General features: G+C 60.0%; 19 protein-coding genes. 10 read left to right on the top strand and 9 right to left on the bottom strand.

Going from position 1 to position 19,742, the window contains the following annotated elements; all coding sequences use genetic code 11:
• Window positions 1–159: 159 nt before the first annotated feature.
• On the bottom strand, window positions 160–1,662 hold the full coding sequence (locus tag J7399_RS05975) for a DUF2125 domain-containing protein (protein ID WP_209084631.1): 1,503 nt from the start codon (window positions 1,660–1,662) through the stop codon (window positions 160–162).
• A 164-nt stretch (window positions 1,663–1,826) separates the two neighbouring features.
• Here J7399_RS05975 and J7399_RS05970 point away from each other — a divergent pair, with 164 nt between their 5' ends.
• Together J7399_RS05970 and J7399_RS05965 are read left to right on the top strand one after the other, a co-directional pair.
• Window positions 1,827–2,579 (top strand): SDR family oxidoreductase, encoded by a 753-nt coding sequence (locus tag J7399_RS05970; protein WP_209084629.1) that lies wholly within the window; start codon window positions 1,827–1,829, stop codon window positions 2,577–2,579.
• Complete coding sequence (locus J7399_RS05965) at window positions 2,576–3,187, top strand: enoyl-CoA hydratase/isomerase family protein (protein WP_209084628.1); 612 nt, start codon at window positions 2,576–2,578, stop codon at window positions 3,185–3,187. The genes J7399_RS05970 and J7399_RS05965 overlap by 4 nt, the downstream gene beginning before the upstream one ends.
• An 82-nt stretch (window positions 3,188–3,269) precedes the next feature.
• On the opposite strand, the gene J7399_RS05960 is transcribed toward J7399_RS05965, so the two are convergent.
• The gene (locus J7399_RS05960; RefSeq protein ID WP_247742733.1) at window positions 3,270–3,587 is read right to left on the bottom strand and encodes an HNH endonuclease; all 318 of its coding nucleotides are present in this window, start codon (window positions 3,585–3,587) and stop codon (window positions 3,270–3,272) included.
• 99 nt (window positions 3,588–3,686) lie between these two features.
• On the opposite strand from J7399_RS05960, the gene J7399_RS05955 reads away from it, so the two are divergent.
• Together J7399_RS05955 and J7399_RS05950 are read left to right on the top strand one after the other, a co-directional pair.
• A complete protein-coding gene (locus J7399_RS05955; protein WP_209078431.1) occupies window positions 3,687–5,006 on the top strand; it encodes a mechanosensitive ion channel domain-containing protein in 1,320 nt (439 codons plus the stop codon).
• Window positions 5,003–6,157 carry a TIGR03862 family flavoprotein gene (locus tag J7399_RS05950; protein ID WP_209084627.1) on the top strand — a complete coding sequence of 385 codons (1,155 nt, stop codon included), beginning with the start codon at window positions 5,003–5,005 and terminating at the stop codon, window positions 6,155–6,157. The genes J7399_RS05955 and J7399_RS05950 overlap by 4 nt, the downstream gene beginning before the upstream one ends.
• 65 nt (window positions 6,158–6,222) lie before the next feature.
• Here the strand turns inward: J7399_RS05950 and J7399_RS05945 are convergent, their stop codons facing one another.
• The 4 genes from J7399_RS05945 to leuS all read right to left on the bottom strand — a co-directional run bounded on the left by J7399_RS05945 (window position 6,223) and on the right by leuS (window position 10,989).
• On the bottom strand, window positions 6,223–6,813 hold the full coding sequence (locus tag J7399_RS05945; protein WP_209084626.1) for a glutathione S-transferase family protein: 591 nt from the start codon (window positions 6,811–6,813) through the stop codon (window positions 6,223–6,225).
• A gap of 90 nt (window positions 6,814–6,903) precedes the next feature.
• Window positions 6,904–7,929: a DNA polymerase III subunit delta gene (gene holA, locus J7399_RS05940; protein ID WP_209084625.1), complete on the bottom strand. Its 1,026-nt coding sequence runs from the start codon at window positions 7,927–7,929 to the stop codon at window positions 6,904–6,906.
• Window positions 7,926–8,429, bottom strand: a complete 504-nt coding sequence (lptE, locus tag J7399_RS05935) for an LPS assembly lipoprotein LptE (RefSeq protein ID WP_247738829.1) — start codon at window positions 8,427–8,429, stop codon at window positions 7,926–7,928. The genes holA and lptE overlap by 4 nt, the downstream gene beginning before the upstream one ends.
• Window positions 8,416–10,989 carry a leucine--tRNA ligase gene (gene leuS, locus J7399_RS05930; protein WP_209084624.1) on the bottom strand — a complete coding sequence of 858 codons (2,574 nt, stop codon included), beginning with the start codon at window positions 10,987–10,989 and terminating at the stop codon, window positions 8,416–8,418. The genes lptE and leuS overlap by 14 nt, the downstream gene beginning before the upstream one ends.
• Window positions 10,990–11,174: 185 nt before the next feature.
• Between leuS and J7399_RS05925 the strand changes: the two genes are divergently transcribed.
• Window positions 11,175–12,437, top strand: a complete 1,263-nt coding sequence (locus J7399_RS05925) for a glycosyltransferase family 4 protein (protein WP_209084623.1) — start codon at window positions 11,175–11,177, stop codon at window positions 12,435–12,437.
• Window positions 12,438–12,538: 101 nt separating this feature from the next.
• Here the strand turns inward: J7399_RS05925 and J7399_RS05920 are convergent, their stop codons facing one another.
• Complete coding sequence (locus J7399_RS05920; protein WP_209084621.1) at window positions 12,539–13,012, bottom strand: DUF3576 domain-containing protein; 474 nt, start codon at window positions 13,010–13,012, stop codon at window positions 12,539–12,541.
• A 316-nt stretch (window positions 13,013–13,328) separates the two neighbouring features.
• Between J7399_RS05920 and J7399_RS05915 the strand changes: the two genes are divergently transcribed.
• Together J7399_RS05915 and J7399_RS05910 are read left to right on the top strand one after the other, a co-directional pair.
• On the top strand, window positions 13,329–14,270 hold the full coding sequence (locus tag J7399_RS05915) for a porin (protein WP_247742732.1): 942 nt from the start codon (window positions 13,329–13,331) through the stop codon (window positions 14,268–14,270).
• Between the two features lie 108 nt (window positions 14,271–14,378).
• Window positions 14,379–15,029 carry a YggS family pyridoxal phosphate-dependent enzyme gene (locus tag J7399_RS05910; RefSeq protein WP_209084619.1) on the top strand — a complete coding sequence of 217 codons (651 nt, stop codon included), beginning with the start codon at window positions 14,379–14,381 and terminating at the stop codon, window positions 15,027–15,029.
• Between the two features lie 66 nt (window positions 15,030–15,095).
• Here the strand turns inward: J7399_RS05910 and J7399_RS05905 are convergent, their stop codons facing one another.
• Entirely contained in the window at window positions 15,096–15,590 is a 495-nt protein-coding gene (locus J7399_RS05905; RefSeq protein WP_209084617.1) for a L,D-transpeptidase family protein, read from the bottom strand.
• Window positions 15,587–16,678, bottom strand: coding sequence for a GTP cyclohydrolase II (gene ribA / locus J7399_RS05900; RefSeq protein WP_209084615.1), 1,092 nt, complete (start codon window positions 16,676–16,678; stop codon window positions 15,587–15,589). Before ribA ends, J7399_RS05905 begins: the two co-directional genes overlap by 4 nt.
• Before the next feature lie 164 nt (window positions 16,679–16,842).
• Between ribA and J7399_RS05895 the strand changes: the two genes are divergently transcribed.
• The 3 genes from J7399_RS05895 to J7399_RS05885 all read left to right on the top strand — a co-directional run bounded on the left by J7399_RS05895 (window position 16,843) and on the right by J7399_RS05885 (window position 19,738).
• Entirely contained in the window at window positions 16,843–17,529 is a 687-nt protein-coding gene (locus J7399_RS05895; RefSeq protein ID WP_209064738.1) for a response regulator transcription factor, read from the top strand.
• Between the two features lie 283 nt (window positions 17,530–17,812).
• Window positions 17,813–18,601: an exodeoxyribonuclease III gene (xth, locus tag J7399_RS05890; protein WP_209064740.1), complete on the top strand. Its 789-nt coding sequence runs from the start codon at window positions 17,813–17,815 to the stop codon at window positions 18,599–18,601.
• 210 nt (window positions 18,602–18,811) lie between these two features.
• Window positions 18,812–19,738 carry a co-chaperone YbbN gene (locus tag J7399_RS05885; RefSeq protein ID WP_209084613.1) on the top strand — a complete coding sequence of 309 codons (927 nt, stop codon included), beginning with the start codon at window positions 18,812–18,814 and terminating at the stop codon, window positions 19,736–19,738.
• The last annotated feature ends 4 nt before the right edge of the window (window positions 19,739–19,742 follow it).

Raw genomic sequence — 19,742 nt, 5'->3', positions numbered from 1 at the left:
TAACCCCTCTCAAGCTTGCTCGGACACTATGCCGCGCTTTACTCAACGTCCAGCCCGACAATGGCAAAAAAGCTGACCCATTCCTTTCGATGGTGGGCACCCAAAAAAGAAAAGCCCCACCGGGGTCGGCAGGGCTTGTCAGTGATCTCGGGACCGCGCTTAGCGCAGGCGCTGACCATTGGCCATCACATGGCCTTTCTCGTTGACCTCGATTTTGGAGGTCAGAGTGTCTTCACCTGCACCCGGTTTGGTGAAGGTGCCCATCATAAAGCGGGCTGCCAGAGCCTGATCTTCAGGCAGCAAGCCCATGCTGACCAATGTGTCCATCAGCCCGTTGACGCCGTTGATGGTCAGGTCTACCGCGCCTTCCGGACGTGGCAGCCCGTCAAAGGTTTCCAGATCGCTGTTGTCAAAGACAAAGTCGCCTGCGCCTTCCACGCTCGCACCGGCCAGAGTCAGGCGCAGTTCGTTCAGGCTAAGGGTGTTCAGCTCGCCGGGCACCTCAGTGGTGTTCTCATCCAGCGTGAAGAGATCGGTCAGAATGGTGCCCTTACCGGCGATGTCGACAATCAGTGTTGCCGGGTCGCGTGGCAGCGCTTGGGTCGGGTCAAACATGCTCCACAGCAGCTCGGAGACCGAGAAGTCTTTGAGCGCAAGCTTCAGGCCAAAATCCTGCGCCTCATCAGAGGCGGACAGCGGCACATCAAACCCATAGGAAAATTCGCCAAAGGTCACATCCACCGGGATCGGCAGCTCGCCACCTGCACCGCTGAAGTTCGTGTCCGTGGCGCTGCCTTCGTAAGAGACATGATTGCTGTTCATATCCAAGGTGAGATCACCTTTGCCGCTGCTCAGCGCGAATTTGCCCGGCGCACGCCCGTCGTTATAGGTCAGATCGGCGGTCATGCCGTCATAGGTGTAGCCGCCGGTGATGCTGAATGTGTCGGTGAATAGGGCTGCCGCATCATCGTCAAAATCAACATCCGGCAGGGTGCTTTCCGCCTGTGCTTTCAACCCGCTCAGCGTCACAACCGCATCCAGCGCCTCATCGCCTTCCGGCTCGCGCGCCATCACATTCAATGTGAAGCTCTCGATCTCAGACGTGCCACGGTTGGTGGTGTCCTCCCCAAGGATCAGCTCTGACATGCCGGTCACACCCGCCAACACCATGCCAATGTCGATCCCTTCGACCGCCTCATCGTCCACCACCAGCTCGGTGACGTCGATTGTAGCTTCGCTGGCCCCATAAGTGTAGGTCAGCGCCTCAGGCTTGCCGGAAACAACGGTGCTCAGATCGCCATTCAGCGTCAGCGTGATCGCAAAGGATTCTTCCGTGGTGTCAGAGCTCACCGACACCGCCTTGTTCTCCGGCAGCACAACCGACACGGTGCCATCGCCGTTTTCCACCAGCGCCATATCGCCAAAGTCGACAACCGCCTCGGCCTCCTCTTCCGGGAAGGCCATCAGGATCTTCATGTCCGAAATCGACAAGGTGTTCCCGACTTCGGCTTCGGTGGCCTCAATCGAATAGCCGGAGGCGGCCATATAGTCTTGCCAATGTTGCCAGACGTCGCGCGCGCTGACATCCGCCACTGCAGACTGGGCAAAAAGGACCGTCGCCAAAGCTGTGGTCGAAAAGACGCCAGAGGCTGAAATATGCATAACTTAGTCTACCTTTTCAAAGCATTTGGCCTAACCTCTGATGAAGATTAAGGAGGGTCAAGGCCCAAGCGCCTCCAAATCAATTTTCCGAGTGCCATAGGGCTGGACGGATCGACATCAGCCCCTTACCAGTTGACCAAAGCGACACTACAAGGAATGTTTTTATGAGTGATTTTTCCGGAAAAACTGTTGCGATCACCGGAGCGAGCCGCGGTATTGGCGCGTCTGCTGCGCGGCTTTTTGCCGAGGCGGGCGCAAATGTTGTGCTCCTGGCACGCAGTTCCGGCGACATTGAGGCCATTGCGGCCGAGATTGGCGAGAAAGCCCGCGCCATCCAGTGTGACGTGGCGGATTATGCCGAGGTTGAGGCGGCCTTGAAATCCACAGTCGAAACCTTCGGCAGCCTGGACGTTCTGATCAACAACGCCGGTGTCGTGGAGCCGATCTCTCATCTGGCGTCCTCAGATCCAGCGGACTGGGGCAAGGTCATCGATATCAATCTCAAAGGTGTCTACCACGGCATGCGCGCAGCCATGCCGATCATGGAGGCCGCTGGCGGCGGCACCATCCTGACCATTTCCTCCGGCGCGGCGCACGGCCCGGTTGAGGCTTGGAGCCATTATTGTGCCTCTAAGGCGGCGGTGAATATGCTGACCCGCTGTGTGGACAAAGAAGCGCGCCACAACGGCATCCGCGCCATTGGCCTCAGCCCCGGCACCGTGGCCACCCAGATGCAGCGCGAGATCAAGGCCAGCGGCATCAACCCGGTCAGCAAGCTGGACTGGTCTGACCACATCCCGCCAGAGTGGCCTGCGCGCTGCCTGATGTGGATGTGCGGGTCCGAGGCTGACGAATGGCTCGGCGATGAAATCTCGCTGCGCGCCGAAGACATCCGTCGCAAAGTTGGACTGATATGATCAATCTGACCAAAGAAGACTCCGGGCTGTGGATTGTCACCATCAACCGCCCGGACAAGGCCAATTCCCTGACCGAGGCGATGCTGACCGAGCTGGCGGAGATCGCCGAAGCCGCCCAAGAGGCGCGCGCGCTGATCCTGACCGGCGAAGGCCGCGTCTTCTCCGCCGGAGCTGATCTGGAGGAGGCCCGCGCCGGCCTCGCCACCAGCCCTGTGTGGGAACGTCTCTCCAGCGCCATTGCCGCGTTGCCGGCGCTGACCATCGCCGCGCTGAACGGCACGCTTGCAGGTGGGGCCAACGGTATGGCGCTGGCCTGCGATCTGCGTCTGGCTGTGCCCGCCGCCAAATTCTTCTACCCGGTCATGAAGCTGGGCTTTCTGCCACAGCCTTCTGATCCTGCCCGTCTCGCGGCACTGGTGGGTCCGGCACGTGCCAAGCTCATCTTGATGGGCGGTGCCAAAATCACCGCGCCTGAGGCTTATCAGTTTGGTCTGGTCGATCAGCTTGTGGAAGACGGCGACGTGGTGGCCGCCGCCCGCGCTCTGGCAACAGACACGCTGGCCGCCGACCCAAAGATCGCCGCGGGCATCAAGGCGATGTGCATCTGACACTTTTGCAGCGGGCAGGAGGGGGCATCCGCTCTTGCCCGCGCAGCCAAATCTTCCCGCCATCGGGGCCGCCGTAAGCCCTTTACCGCTTGCGCCGCCCGCCCGGTGTTTTGGAATGAAACGTCGGCGGGCGCTTTCCCACCCAGCGAATGAACTTTGCGAGCCGCGGATGCGCCTGCAGCGCGGCGATGGTGTGAAAGCTCTGCGCCAGCTCGGTTTCTGACAGGGTGGCGTGGATTTCATTGTGGCAAATCTGATGCAACAGCACCGTCTCCCCGCCCTTGCCACCACGCAATCTGGGGATCAGATGGTGCTTGCTCTGGCGCGCTTCAGGAGGGATCGGGCGGCCACACAGCGGACAGATCAGCATCCCGCCACTATCCGATGCGCCTTCTGCCATAATTTTCCCCCTCCGATCCGACGCGGTTTTTGATTGAGTTGCGTGCAACAGGCAGGCAAGAGGATAAGCCATGGAAATCACACAGCAAGCAGGCATCTCATGAACCAAGCGGAGATTCTGGACACAGCATTGCAAGAGGCCACGCGCCTTTGGGGCATCGCAGAAGGCTGGCTTCTCAGCCCCGCCGCCTGGTCGCAATTTGCGCTCCTGCTCATCGCCTATCTGGTCGCGCTTTACACGAGCCGTAAACTGCACCCGCTGCTGGGCCGTCTGCTGACCCCGCCTGAGGGGCAAGACAGCTACATCGCCCGCGCCCGCCGCTTTGTGGCGCTGTTTCTGCCGCTTCTGCTGCCTCTTCTCGCCTATGTCTTCACCGGTCTGGGGGAAAGCGTCACCCGCTCGCTCTTTGGCTCCGGCGCGGTGATCGCCTTTGGCAAACGGGTGTTTCTCTTCCTCGCCGTGCGCATTCTTGTGCGCGAGGTGATCTCTGATCCGGTGATGCAGGTGCTGGGCCGCTACATCCTTGTGCCTGTGGCCGCGCTCTATGCGCTGGGGCTGCTGGACCCCGCGATGGCCTATCTGGACGCCACGGTGGTGCCGCTGGGCAACCTGTCGTTCTCCGTGCTCTTTGCGATCCGCTTTGTGGTGGTCGCTGGCGCGATCTTCTGGCTCGGGCGCTGGTCCAACGACCAGTCCAGCCAGTTCATCAAGAAACAGGAAGAGATGCGCCCCGCCATGCGCGAGCTGATCGCCAAAACGATCGAGATCGCCATCTTCGGCGTCGCCTTCCTTCTGGTGATGAACATCATGGGCATCTCGCTCACCTCTCTGGCGGTGCTGACTGGTGTGATTGGTGTCGGCCTTGGCTTTGGCCTGCAAAAGATCGCCTCAAACTTCATCTCCGGCGTGATCCTGCTGCTTGAGGGGCAGGCCACCGTGGGTGATTATGTGGAGCTTGACGGCGGTGAGGCAGGCACCATCATCAAGATGACCGCCCGCGCCACCATTCTGGAAACCTACGATGGTCGCTGGATCGTGGTGCCTAATGAGGATTTCATCACCACCCGCGTGGTCAACTACTCAGACAGCGGCTCCGCCAACCGCTATGAGGCACCTTTTTCCGTCAGCTATGACACTGACATCAACAAGGTCCCCGCCATCATCGAGGCCGCTGTGGCCAAACACCCCGGCGTGCTCACCACCCCGTTTCCGCCCGATTGCGAGCTGCGCGGCTTTGGCGACAGCGGCGTGGATTTTGCCGTCGAATTCTGGGTCGAAGGCATTGATGACGGTAAAAACAAATTCATGTCCGATGTGCTCTTCCTGATTTGGAATGCGCTCAAGGCCGAAGGCATCACCATTCCGTACCCGCACCGCGTGGTGGAGTTAAAAACACCCCTGCCGGAACAGACCGCATGAGCGACGCGCTGATCATCGGGGCTGGCCCTGCCGGGTTGATGGCCGCAGATATGCTCTCCGCCAAAGGCCACAGCGTGCTGGTTGCCGAGGCTAAACCCTCTGTGGCGCGTAAGTTCCTGATGGCAGGGAAATCCGGCCTCAACCTCACCAAAGACGAGCCTTTCGCGCCTTTCCTTGCCCACTATGCAGAGGCCGCGCAGCCTCTCCTGCCGATGCTGCAGGCCTTTGGCCCGCAACAGGCCATCTCATGGGCAGAAGATCTGGGGCAGGAGATGTTCACGGGCTCCTCTGGCCGCGTTTTTCCCAAAGCTATGAAAGCCTCCCCCCTGCTGCGCGCCTGGCTGCACCGGCTCTCTGCACAAGGGGTGGAGATCCGCACCCGCTGGCGCTGGACCGGCGGGGCCTTTGCCTTTGATACCCCTGATGGACCACAGAGCCTGTCGCCCAAAGTCTGCGTTCTGGCCTGCGGTGGCGCAAGCTGGGCGCGGCTCGGCTCTGACGGCGCTTGGGCTGATTGGCTGGAGCTGCCTCTGGCCCCGTTTCAACCCGCCAATATGGGTTTTGTGGTGCCCTGGTCTGCGCACATGAGCCGCCATTTTGGCACCCCGGTCAAAAACGTGATCCTGCACGCCGGGGATCAGGCGCTGCGCGCGGAATTTGTGATCTCAGAGCGCGGTCTGGAAGGCGGTGGCATCTATGCGCTCTCCCGCCCCATGCGCGACGGGGCGCAGCTCACGCTCGATCTGCTGCCAGACATGTCCCTTGAAGACATCCGCACACGGCTCGCCAAACCACGCGGCAAAGCCAGCCGGGCCAATCACCTGCGCAAAACCCTGAAGCTCAGCCCGGAAAAACAGGCGCTGCTGATGGAGTTTGGCCAGCCCCTGCCCGAAGACCTCGCCCCCGTGATCAAGGCGCTGCCGATCACCCATACCGGCCCCCGCCCGATGGATGAAGCCATCAGCACCGCCGGTGGCCTGCGCTTTCAGGATCTTACTGCCGATCTGATGCTCAAAACCCGCCCGGGGGTCTTTGCGGCTGGCGAAATGCTGGATTGGGAGGCCCCCACGGGAGGCTATCTGCTGACCGCCTGCCTCGCCACGGGCCGCTGGGCCGGCCTCGCCGCGGCCGATTGGCTCGCCACCTCCTAAGCGGTTCTCATTCGGCAAATATCCCGGGGTGACTTGGCCCGTCAGGGCCAAGAGGGGCTGGCCCCTCAGCTCTTCTTTGGCAACAACCGTTGAAACGCCGGGCGGGCGCGGGTGTGTTTGATGTAAGGCACCAGCTCCGCATTGTCGGTGCTGAACCCCTCAAATTTCGCCCAGGTCGCGCAATGGGTCAGGATGATGTCAGGGATCGTGATCTCCTCGCCCATCAGATAGGGTCCCTTGCGGCGCGCCATCACATTGTTGATGCCGCGATTGTACTCCCAGATCAGCGTCTCTTTGATCGCAGGCACCCTGCGTGCCTCGGGCAGGATGAAGTTGTGGCGGCTCGCGGTCCACAATCCCGCCTCCACCTCATCGAGAATTTGTTGGGTGAGACTGTCCTGATGCGCCCGCGCCACCGTGCCCTTGGGCGCCGTCAACGCACCGTGCTTGTCCGCCAGATAGGTCAGGATGGCGGTGCTGTCGGTGATCTTTTCCGTCCCCTCAATCAGGATCGGAATTTTCCCGCTCGGATTGTGGGATTTCACCAGGTCGGTCTGCGGCTGCTCCGGATGGAGCTTATAAGGCTGGCCTAGCTCCTCCAGCATCCAAAGCACGCGAATGGCGCGGCTCGTCGGGCTCCCGATAACTTCATACATGGCTGCTCTCCCTCTCCACGCCAGAAGGCTGCCCGCCTCAGGGCAGGCAATCAAGCGCGAGGACGAAAAACTGACGTGTGGTCGCGAAGGTTAGCGCCGCGCCAGCATGGCAAGGCGCAGGAACAGCCTCTCAACCAGCGCCATCTCCGGAGCGCGTTGTCCGGCGGAGCGCAGCTGCAGATCGGTGTCCGTCAGCCCGGTCAGAGCTTGCTCGAGCTTTGCTGCGCCCCAGCCTGAGGCCTGACGGGTCATCCGGTCGCGGCGCGGGCCAAAGATCGGCGGGCGCATCTTGGCAATGCCCGCCGAGGCCCCGCCTGGGTCAGCGGCCGCGCTGTAAAGTGCGCGAAAATGGCGGGTCGCGGAGATGATCAGCAAAACCGGGTTCACCCCTTGCGCCTCAAGCTTGCGCAACACCGGCCCCAGCTCCTGCGCGCGCCCTTCCGCGACGATGTTGAGAACATCATCCAACGCCGCCTCCGTGGAGACCGGCGCGCAGGCCATCACATCTTCTGAGGTGACAGGGGTGTCATCTTTGAATTTATAGAGCGCGAGCTTCTCACAGGTCTGGCGGAAGTCGCCCGGATCCAGCTCTTTGGCGAGGTTGGCCAGATCGGTCATCGCCTCCCCCTGAATGTCACGCAATCCGGCGGTTTTGAGGTCGGCTTCAATCTCTTCGCGGCTGGGTGGATCATTATAGATCCCCACCGCATAGGCATTGTTGTGCCCTTCAAAGGCTTTGCGGATCTTGGAGCTCGCCTTGAGCTGCCCCGCGGTGATCACAATCTGCGCATCCCCCGGCGCCCAGTCTTCCAACGCGGACAGGATGGCAGGGGCGGTGGCATCGGTGGCATCCTCCACAAAGGCCACGCGCGGGCCGGGAAAGAAGCTCACCTCTTTGATGGCATCATTCAGCCGCGCCTTGTCTTTGCGCAGCTCCGCGCCGGGAATGCGTGTCAGGCGCATTTCTTCTTCGCCCTGCGGGCCAATCAGCGCGGCAATCAGCTCCTGGCGCTTCAACGCCACGCGCATCGCATCAGGCCCGAAAATCAGCACACCGGTGCGATCCGGCTCCGGCTTGCCAAAATACCGGTTGGCCTCGCGCGCGCTCATTTTCATGTGGCTGCAGCCGCCTCAAACGCCTGAAGTTCCGCCACAATCCGGTCCGCCAGAATAACGCTCAGGCGCTCATAGGCATCCTGACGCGCCGCCAGTTCTGAAACGGTGCTGCCGCTGGCGGAATAGCTCACAAAAGAGGAGACCTTGCCTGAGGTGCGCACCTCTTTGCTGTCGATCCCGCGCAGGGCATAGGTGGCAGATCCGATCACATCAAAGCGGTCGGTTTCCTGCGCCACGGTACGCCCCACCGCGCGTTCTGACAGATCAAGCGCCAGCGACAGGCCGTATTCGGCATTCACACTGGGCTGACCCAGCCGGTCTTCCAGCTCTCGCACCAGAAGAAAGCTCTCATTGGCGTTGGGCTCATCCACCAACACATTGTTGAGCAGGTTCTGCCCGCCACCCCCCGGCCCATAGACCGGCGTGAAGCCACAGCCGCCCAAGGGGATGCCAAGGGCGGCGGCTGACAGGAGAAAAGAGCGGCGGTTAAACGACGACATTCACGATCCGACCGGGGACAACGATCAATTTCTTGGGCTGGGCCCCATCCAGCGCACGTGCCACAGCTTCATGGGCCAGCGCCAGTTTTTCAACCTCTTCTTTTGCGAGGTCTTTGGCCACGGTGATTTCGCCACGGCGTTTGCCGTTGATCTGGATCGGCAAGGTCACATTTGCCTCAACCAGCATCGCTTCATCCGCCACAGGCCAGGCCGCATCCACAACCATGCCTTCGCCGCCCAGCATCTGCCAGATGTCTTCTGACAGGTGCGGTGTCATCGGCGACATCAGCTGTGCCAGTGCCTTGGTGGCTTCACGCTTCGCGTCCCCACCGGCTTTGGATTTCGCCAGTGTGTTGGTGAAAGCATAGAGTTTCGCGATGGAAGCGTTAAAGCCAAAGCTTTCCACACCCAATGTCACATCACGGATCGCCTTGTGCATCTCGCGCAGCAGGGTCTCATCATCCTTGCCCGCGCCCGCAGGTAGTGCCGCCACCTCGGTGGCAATACGGTGTACGCGGCTTAGGTGCTTATAAGCCGCTTCCGCGCCAGACGCCGTCCATTCCACATCGCGCTCAGGCGGGCTGTCAGAGAGCACAAACCAGCGGGCGGTGTCCGCCCCAAAGGACGTGATGATGTCCACCGGATCCACCACGTTGTTTTTGGATTTGGACATCTTGGCAGAGGGGATCACCTCCACCGCCTCGCCGGTCTCTTTCACAAATGTGCCGCCGTCGCGCTCTTCCACTTCCGCAGGGTAGTGGTAAATCGTGCGGCCATTGTCATCGGTGCGCTCGGCGTTTTTGTAGATCGCGTGGGTCACCATGCCTTGGGTGAACAGCGCATCAAACGGCTCTTTGGCGCTTTCCGGCAGGTGGCCACAGATGTGCATCGCCCGCGCAAAGAAGCGCGAATAAAGCAGGTGCAAAATCGCGTGCTCAATGCCGCCGATATACTGATCGACGTTCATCCAATAAGCCGCGTCCTCCATGGAAGTCGGCGTGTCCGCCTGTGGCGCGGTGAAACGCGCAAAATACCAGGAGCTGTCCACAAAGGTGTCCATGGTGTCTGTTTCACGCTGCGCAGGCGCGCCACAGCTTGGGCAGGCACAGTTGCGCCAGCTTGGGTGACGGTCGAGCGGATTGCCGGGGACGGAGAAATCAATCGCCTTGCCGTCCTCATCATAAGGCAGCGCAATCGGCAGGTTCTCTTTCTTCTCGGGCACCACGCCACAGCTCTCGCAATGCACAACCGGAATCGGGCAACCCCAATAGCGCTGACGGGACAGGCCCCAGTCGCGCAGACGGAAATTGGTCACACCTTTGCCCCAGCCGGCGCTCTCGGCAAAGTCGATGGTGGTGTCGATGGCCTCTTGGCCGGTGGCCTCATCCAGACCGGCAAAATGGTTCACCCATTTCACCTTTTCGTCTTTGCCGGGCACAAAGGCGGTTTTTTCCACCGGCACTTCGTTGCCAATGGCAAAGAATGTGTCTATGACCGGCAGGTCATACTTGCGGCAGAAATCAAGGTCGCGCTGGTCATGCGCCGGGCAGGCAAAAATCGCGCCAGTGCCGTAATCCATCAGGATGAAGTTCGCGATCCAGACCGGCAGCTCCCACTCCGGGTTCAGCGGGTGCTTCACGCGAATGCCGGTGTCATAGCCCAGCTTTTCTGCAGTTTCGATCGCCTCTTCCGTGGTCCCGCCTTTGCGGCACTCCGCCACAAAAGCTGCAACCTCGGGGTTTGAGACCTCAAGCTCTTTGGCAATCGGGTGGTCCGGGGAAATACCCACAAAAGACGCGCCCATCAGCGTGTCAGGGCGGGTGGTGTAAACGGTGATCGGCGCGCCGCCATCCACACGCTCAAAGCCAAATTCCAGACCGCGCGACTTGCCGATCCAGTTCTCCTGCATCAGGCGCACTTTCGCAGGCCAGTTTTCCAGCCCGTCCAGCGCGGTCAGCAGCTCATCTGAGTAGTCCGAAATCTTGAAGAACCACTGGGTCAGCTCGCGCCGCTCCACCAGCGCACCAGAGCGCCAGCCACGGCCGTTTTCCACCTGCTCATTGGCCAGAACGGTCATGTCGACCGGGTCCCAGTTCACCACAGCGTTCTTACGGTAGACGAGGCCTTTTTCGAGGAAATCCAGGAACAGCGCCTGCTGCTGGCCGTAATAATCTTCATCACAGGTGGCAAACATGCGCGACCAATCGAGCGACAGGCCCAGCGGCTTCATCTGCTCCACCATCGTGTCGATGTTGGAATAGGTCCAGTCTTTGGGGTGGCCGCCGCTCGCCATCGCCGCGTTTTCCGCAGGCATACCAAAGGCGTCAAAGCCCATCGGATGCAGTACATTGTGCCCGGTGGAGATTTTGTAGCGCGCGATCACGTCGCCCATGGTGTAGTTGCGCACATGCCCCATATGCAGCTTGCCCGACGGGTAGGGGAACATCTCAAGCACATAATACTTGGGTTTGCTTTCATCCCGAACGGCTTTGAAAGTCTCGGTCTTGGCCCAGGCTTCCTGCCAGCGGGCTTCAATCTCGGCGGGGCTGTAGCGCGACATAGGGTGTCACCTTTTTGATTCTGGTCTCTGCCACCAAACACGTGGCGCGGGTTTTGGAAGGTGATAGGCCGCTCTGCGCCCTTGGTCCAGCAAGAAGCGGCGCATTTTAGGCGTCTGCTTGGCTTCTCAGCGCCGATTTCTACGTTATACAGTTCAAAACAGAAAATTTTGACAGGTACATTCGTTTGAAGATCCTTTTCATTCACCAGAATTTCCCTGGGCAGTTTAAGCATCTTGCGCCAGAGCTGGCCGCGCGCGGTCATGACGTGCGCTGCATCACCCTGCGTGTCACGGAGCCGGGAAATTGGAAGGGTGTTCAGATCTACCCTTACGGGATCAAGCGCAAACCCTCTCAGGGCTTGCATCCGTGGCTGGTGGATTTTGAAACCAAGGTGCTGCGGGCAGAGGCCTGTTTTGCTGCGGCGCGCAATCTACGTGATCAGGAAGGCTACGTGCCCGATGTGATTGTGGCGCACCCCGGCTGGGGCGAGCCGATGTTTCTGCGCGATCTCTGGCCGACCGCGCGCATCGGTCTCTATAGCGAACTCTATTATTCGCTCAATGATCAGGACACCGACTTTGATCCGGAGTTTCCCAAGGCCAATGCGGACACGGATTCCATCCGCCTGCGCCTGAAGAACCTCAACAATATGATGCACCGGCAATCAGTCGACCTCTGCATCAGCCCGACCCGTTTTCAGGCCTCGACCTTCCCGGAGGAGTATCAAGGGATCATCAGCGTGATCCATGATGGCATAGACACCGAGGTTGTGCGCCCCAACCCAGATGCGCAGCTCACGCTTCCGGACGGAAGCGTATTGTCCCACGACGATGAGGTGATCACTTTTGTGAACCGCAATCTGGAGCCGTACCGCGGCTACCATGTCTTTATGCGCGCGCTGCCGGAGCTGCTGAAACGCCGCCCCAACGCACAGATTGTGATCGTCGGCGGGGATGAGGTGAGCTACGGCTCAGCCCCACCCAAGGGCCAGACATGGAAACAGATCTACATCGATGAAGTGCGCGGCCAGATTCCGACCCCCAATTGGGAACGTGTGCATTTCCTTGGCAAAGTGCCCTATGACCAGTTTCTTTCGATGCTGCAGATCAGCCGGGCACATGTCTATCTGACCTACCCCTTCGTGCTCAGCTGGTCGTTGCTGGAAGCCATGGCCATCGGCGCACCGATTGTGGCAAGTGATACCGCCCCTGTGGCCGAGGTCATCACCCACGGCGAAACCGGCCGGCTATTCCCGTTCTTTGAGAAGGAACAGATGGTGGATGAAATCTTCACCGTGCTTGAGGATTCCGAAATGCGCGCGCAGATGGGGAAGGCCTCCAGAGAGTTTGCCGTCACGCATTATGATCTGCAGACCCAATGCCTGCCCGAGCAACTGGCCTGGATCGACAAGCTTCACGCCATGCCCCCCGGGGCCTTGCGCAGCTAAGATCCGGGGGGTGCGCTGAGCGGTTATCAAGACCGCCGAGTCGCAAACAAAAAAGCCGCAGCGAAAACTGCGGCTCTTGTCTTTCAGATCTCGCTTCGGGATCAGATCTTCTTATCTTCAATCCGCAACTGGCGCGCACGTGTCAGAATCGCGTCTTCCACCGCACGCGCCGTGCTCTCAGGCACCGCGCGGCCACCATTGGACTGCAGCGCCACATTCAGCGACCGCGCATCAAGCGCTGCATCCCGCACAAACACAGTGGCCCGGTAAGAGCGCCCGCCACCCGGAGGCGTGCCATAACCGGTTGAAATCACACCGCTGAAGGGGTCAACCGTCTGCACGGGCAGAAAATCCAGAACCTCAAGCGACGCCGCCCAAATATACTTGTTCACGCGCACCGTCTGATCCGCATTGTCCGGTCCAAAGGCATCCCAGAGGGTATCTTCTTCCGCTGTAGTATCTGCGGGACGCACTTCTCCCAACAGGCCGGATCCATTATTGCGGTTTCCGCAAGCGGTCAGGGTGGTGGCCGCCACAAGAGCAACCAAAAGCGCGGGACGACGTAGAAGTTCCATAAAACTGCCTCAAGACGTGGTTTGTAACCGTCCTAGCCAAGCTGTGCCTGTTGAGCAAGGCTCTTGGGAGTAAAGTGCCTGTTATGGTCTAGTATCTTGGTACGTTCCTGTGAAACTTGCCTTTGCGTAAGGGGCTTTTCAGCGGTGAGAAATAACGATGCGATATAGGAAGTATCGAGCGTTGTGGCAGGACTGTGGCATGTCTGCACCATGTCGGCTTACAATCTCTTAAAGCTTTGCGCTGTGCTTGCCAAAATACCCCCAAAAGAGCGAGAGACTACCACATACCCAATTACGGATTCTCCGGGTTGGGCGCATGAATTGGAAATCCGAGGGAAAAATCATGAAAAAGATTCTCTTCGCTTCTACTGCTCTGGTTGCAACCGCATCCGTTGCAGCAGCAGACGTAACTTTCGGCGGTGCAGGCCGCTTCGGTCTGGTTTACGACGAAGGTCTGGCAGACGAAACCATCCTGGATCACCGTATCCGTGTGAACATCACCGGTCTGACCGAAACCGATGGTGGCGTTAAGTTCGAAGGCCGTATCCGTCTTCAAGCACAAGAAGATGACGGCTTCGGCTCTAACGGTACTGGCCCTGGCGGCGTTGGCTTCGCAGTGTCCACCGGCGGCATCCGCGTTGACGTTGGTTCCGTATCCGACGTATTCGACTCCGGCGACGTCCTGAACTGGTCCGGCTTCGAAATCGGTTACACCGCGATCTCCGGTCAGACTTCCAACTTCTCCGGCTTCGACCGTAACGGTTTCGCAGGCTCCGGCGACGACGACAACCAGACCATCAAACTGCGTTACACCGCAGGTGACTTCACCGGTTCTGCTTCCTACTCCATGGAAACTGGTTCCAACGGTGCAGGCGCAGGTGACGCATACTGGCAGATCGGTGGCGGCTACAACTTCGGCGCACACAACGTTGGCGTAATGTTCGGCGACAGCGACGCAGACAACCAGCAGTGGGCAATCGGTGTTGACGGTTCCTTCGGCGACTTCGGTTACTCCGTACTGGTTGCTGACAACGACAACATGGACGACGTAGCATTCGGTGCTTCCGGTTCCTACACCATCTCCGCCGCAACTTCCGTGAACGCGCACATCTCCACCGGTGGTAACGACGCAAACGACACCGCATACGGTGTTGGCGTTTCCCACTCCCTGGGTGGCGGCGTTTCCCTGGGCGCAGGTGTTGCATCCAACGCTTCCGGCAACACCGTTGGCGACCTGGGTGTGGTCTTCAACTTCTAATAGTTGATAGACACCAAGTCTTTGGGGCGGGCTCGCAAGAGCCTGCCCCTTTCTTTTTGTGCCAAAGCATGATTTGTCGCGCCCCAATACCATTGATAGAGGCCGCCCATGTCGCTGACCGAAATTTCCCAACGCATCGCCAAAGCTGAAGCCTCCGCAGGGCGGGCCTCTGGCGCAACCCAGCTGATCGCCGTGAGCAAACGTCAGCCGGACGACCGTGTCGCCGAAGTGCTGGCGCAGGGCCACCGCCTTTTTGGAGAAAATCAGGTGCAGGAAGCGGCCGGCAAATGGCCCGCCTTTCGCGAAACCTATCCGGATGCCAAAGTGCATCTGCTGGGGCCTCTGCAAACCAACAAAGCCCGACAGGCGATGGGGCTTTTTGACGCCATCCATTCGCTCGACCGCCCTAAGCTGGCCAATACTCTGGCGCGTCTGGCGCAGGAGGAGGGGCGCTGCCCGGATCTGTTCATTCAGGTCAACACTGGCGAAGAGCCTCAGAAATCCGGCATTCTGCCGGCCGATACCGATGCCTTTGTTGCCGAATGCCGTGCGTTGGACCTGCCCATCGTGGGGTTGATGTGCATCCCTCCGGTGGATGAAGAGCCCGCGCTGCATTTTGCGCTGCTCGCCAAATTGGCCAAGCGCAATGATCTGGCGGGCCTGTCCATGGGGATGAGCGGTGATTATGAGCGCGCGGTGGCGCTTGGGACGACCCATGTGCGCGTGGGATCTGCCATCTTTGGCGCGCGGACCACATAAGGCACGACCGTCCGATGAGGTGGGATGCCTCCGGCGGGGATATTTCAGGAATGAGAATGCGCGTGCTTAGGGCACAATCACCCGCGTGCCAGGGAAAACCCGCGCGGCGATCCAGTGAAGATCAGCGCGGCTAAAGGCGATGCAGCCCTCTGTGGCATAGCCGGGGCGGCGCCATTGATGCAGGAAAATAGCTGAACCGCGCCCCGAAACGGCCTCTTGCCAGTTCCAATCGGTGATCAGGATCAGATCATACAGCGGATCTGCGCGGCGCATCACTTCATGGCTGGCGGCAAATGGCCCGCGCACCTGCTGGTTGTAGTCTGTGTGATCCGGAGCATCACACCACAGATCGTCTTTGCCAATCGGGAGCGCCCATGGGCGCGGTTCCGCAAGGCGATCAGCGCGGTAGAGCATGCCGACGATTTTGTGCACCCCGCGGGGCGTGGCCCCGTCACCCTCGCGCTTGGTGTTGCTGATGCCGCCTTTGCCGATGCTGCAGGGGAAATATCTGCCGTGAAAGCGCACCCCGCGCGGGGTCAGCACCAGATCATTTGGGGTCATAACATATGGCCGGATTTATGGGCTTTGGTGGCGAGATAGGCTTGGTTGTGGGCGTTTTCCCCCACTTTCAGCGCCACGCGCTCGGCCACGGAAACACCAGCCTTTTCCATCATATCGATCTTGCGCGGGTTGTTGGTCAGCAGACGCACCTGGGCAAATCCCATCTCTTGCAGGATTTTGGCGCCAATGCGGAAATCGCGCTCATCATCCTCAAAGCCCAGCCGGTGATTGGCCTCAACCGTGTCAAACCCCTGATCCTGAAGCGAATAGGCGCGCATTTTATTGGCGAGCCCAATGCCACGGCCCTCTTGATTGAGGTAAAGCAGGACGCCTTCGCCCTCGATGCCCATTTGATCCAGCGCCGCGTGCAGCTGCGGGCCGCAGTCACATTTCAGGCTGCCCAGCACATCACCGGTGAAACAGGCCGAATGCAGGCGGGCAAGCACTGGCTTGTCGCGGGCAGGGCGTCCGATCTCAATTGCGTAATGTTCTGCGCCACCGTCTTCGGGGCGGAAAATATGCAGGCGCCCCGCCTCTGCCGCCGCCATGGGCAGGCGCGCATGCACCACCGGATGCAGCGGGCTTGTGGCTGCGAGATGGGGCGCGGCAAGGGTCACCGGTATCACCGTGAGGCCATGATCGAGCGCGAATTGCGCCGCGTCGGGCAAAGACACCGTGAGGGCTGCGGGCAGAAGCTGCGCGGATTTCACCAGTTTCACCGCGGCACGGTGCAGGTCGGCATCCCCGTCACGCGCTGTGGCCAGCGGCCCCTTCATTGGGCTTTTGAGATCATCCTCAGGGGCGGCAATGCTCTGAACCCATTTCAGCCCTGCATCCTTTGGCAGCGAAATCCGCGCCACATCGCCGTCATAGGCCCGGGCCTTGAGGGTTTCGGCGCGCCGCGCGGTGATCACCAGATGCGGCTCTTCGGCCAGCCCGCGTACATCGTCAAGCCGTGCGTCGGTCAGGGTTTCTGCCGCCAGCACCAGCAAAGGCACAGCGCCTCCGGTCAAAACAATCGGCACCCCCATGCGCAGATCTGCACGCGCGCGGGCCAGTCGTTCGATGATGTCAGGTGCAAAACTCATGAGATTCTCAATTGGTTGGGCCACACATGTAGCGTCCCTTGCAGCAATATGAAACATTTGCCGCTGCTGAAACACGAGGGCGTGAGAGTTTTGCAGCAAATCTTGTTGTAAATGAATTGGTACCTCAAATCGTCTACCAAGCAATTCAAACGAGGAGGCGGCACATGGCGCAATTGAAAAAAATCCTGCTGGTAGACGATGATGACGATCTGCGCGAGGCGCTGTCTGAGCAGTTGGTGATGACCGAAGACTTTGACGTGTTTGAAGCGGCCAACGGCGCAGATGCCATGAGCCGTGTCAAAGAAGGCCTGTATGACATCATCATTCTGGATGTGGGCCTGCCTGACACCGACGGCCGCGAGCTCTGCCGCCTGATGCGCAAGCAGGGCGTGAAAAGCCCGATCCTGATGCTGACCGGTCACGACAGCGACGCGGACACCATTCTGGGCCTTGATTCGGGCGCAAATGACTATGTGACCAAGCCGTTTAAGTTCCCGGTCCTGCTTGCGCGGATTCGTGCGCAGCTGCGCCAGCATGAGCAATCTGAAGACGCGGTCTTCCAGCTTGGGCCATATACGTTCAAGCCGTCCATGAAGCTCTTGACCACCGAGGATGATCGCAAGATCCGCCTGACCGAGAAAGAGACAAACATCCTGAAGTTCCTCTACCGGGCAACCGAAGGTGTTGTGGCGCGCGACGTGCTGCTCCACGAGGTCTGGGGGTATAATGCCGGGGTCACCACCCACACACTGGAAACCCACATCTACCGTCTGCGCCAGAAGATCGAGCCCGATCCCTCCAACGCACGGCTGCTGATCACCGAAAGCGGCGGTTACCGGCTGGTGGCATAAAACCGCCGATGGATTGCCGTGGGACTTTGCACAACCACGGCAGCCCCTAAATATGTTACAATGGTTCGGTGACAAATTTGAAACGCGCACCATTTGCAAAGACCAAAGAGTTCCCGCCCATGTCCGGGTTATGACATGAACCTCCCTGTTGGACTGGCCCGGGCTCCGGCTCGGGCCTTTTTTTGTGTCTAGGGTCTGGACGCCTCTCTCTTGGCGCAGCTTTCGGATTGGCAGCACCCGCCCGCCCGCGTAGGGTCGCGTCAAACATCTGAGGGAGAGCTCCATGTCATTCACGCTTGCCACCTGGAACATCAACTCCGTGCGTCTGCGCGAGCCGATTGTGCAAAAGCTGATGCAGGAAGAAGCCCCCGACGTGCTCTGCCTTCAGGAGTGCAAAAGCCCCGTTGATAAGATCCCGATGGAAGGCTTTGCCGCCCTTGGCTACACCCACATGGTCGCGCGTGGCCAGAAGGGCTACAACGGCGTGGCGATCTTCTCCAAAATCCCCATGGAGGAGGCGGGCAGTGAAGATTTTGCCGATCTCGGCCATGCTCGCCACATCGCAGGTCGGCTGGAAAACGGCGTCACCGTCCACAATTTCTACGTACCCGCAGGCGGCGATGTGCCAGATCGGGAGCAGAATGAGAAATTTGGCCAGAAGCTCGATTATCTGGCGGACATGCGGGACTACTTCAAACGCGAAGACATGAGCAAATCCATCATGGTGGGCGATCTCAACATCGCCCCGCGCGAAGATGACGTCTGGGATCACAAGAAACTGCTGAAAGTGGTGAGCCACACCCCGATCGAAGTCGAAAAGCTTGCCGAAACCCAGGAGGCGGGCGGCTGGGTCGATATCACCCGGCAGGACATCCCCGAAGGCAAGCTCTACAGCTGGTGGTCTTATCGCGCGCGCGATTGGGACGCGGCGGATAAGGGCCGCAGGCTGGATCACATCTGGGCCACGCCCGACATTTCCAACGCCGCGCATTCCAGCCGCGTGCTGCGCGCCGCCCGTGGCTGGGAAAAGCCGTCAGACCACGCGCCGATCTTTGCCACCTTCGACCTATAGCCGTTTGCGTTTGACTTGAATCGCTTGTTCGCTGCCTCTCCCTTTCGGTCGAACGCGAAAAGCGATCCCTTTGCCTCACATTAAACGCAAACGGCATTATAAAACACCCGCGACTTTGCCCGCTTTTGCTGCGCGCCAAAACCAACTCCTCCCTTGGTTTCTGCGCTGCATCCCGCCATATAGGGGGCAAGGTCCAGACGGAGACAAAAGATGATGGATATTCTTGGCGGAGGCGCACAGACCGCGCCCGCAAATGGTGATCTGATCAAAGACGTATCTGAAGCCACTTTTATGGCCGATGTTGTGGATGCCTCCATGACCGTGCCGGTGATCGTGGACTTCTGGGCGCCATGGTGCGGCCCCTGCAAAACCCTCGGCCCCGCACTTGAGGCGGCAGTGACCGCTGCAGGCGGCGCTGTGAAGATGGCCAAGGTCAATGTGGACGAAAACCAGATGATCGCAGGCCAGATGCGCGTGCAATCCATCCCGACCGTCTATGCCTTCTGGCAGGGCCAGCCGGTTGACGGTTTCCAGGGCGCGTTGCCACCCAGCGAGATTGATGCCTTTGTGGCGCGTGTGGTTGAGGCTGGTGGCGGCGCCATGCCCGATGGCGGTCTGGCCGATGCGCTGGCCGCAGCGGAAGAGATGCTGGGCGAGGGCGATGCCACCTCTGCGGCGGAAACCTTTGCCGCCATTGCCGAGCAAGATCCTGAAAACGCAGCCGCATTTGCGGGCATGGCGCGTGCCTATCTGGCGCTTGGTCAGACCGATCAGGCTGAGGCCGTGATCAACGGCGCGCCGGAGGCCATCTCCGAAGCCGCTGAAATCGAAGCGGTGCGCGCCCAGATCGAGCTGGCCCGTCAGGCAGAAAACGCTGGCCCTGTGGCAGAGCTGCGTGCGGCTGTGGAGGCGGATCCCGACAACCATCAGGCGCGTTTCGATCTGGCGCAGGCCCTGCATGCCGCTGATCAGGTCGAAGATGCCGTGACCGAGCTGCTGGAGCTGTTCCGCCGGGATCGCGAATGGAACGACGGCGCAGCCAAGGCCCAGCTCTTCACCATCTTTGAGGCGCTTCCGGCCAATGATCCTGTGGTGCTCAATGGCCGCCGCAAACTGAGCTCGCTGATCTTTGCATGATCGC

Origin of the sequence: Shimia sp. R9_1 (assembly GCF_017743775.1) — a bacterium.
Lineage (GTDB): Bacteria > Pseudomonadota > Alphaproteobacteria > Rhodobacterales > Rhodobacteraceae > Shimia.
Note: the sequence above shows the minus strand (reverse complement) of the source record. Positions and strands in the feature narration are given on the sequence as shown.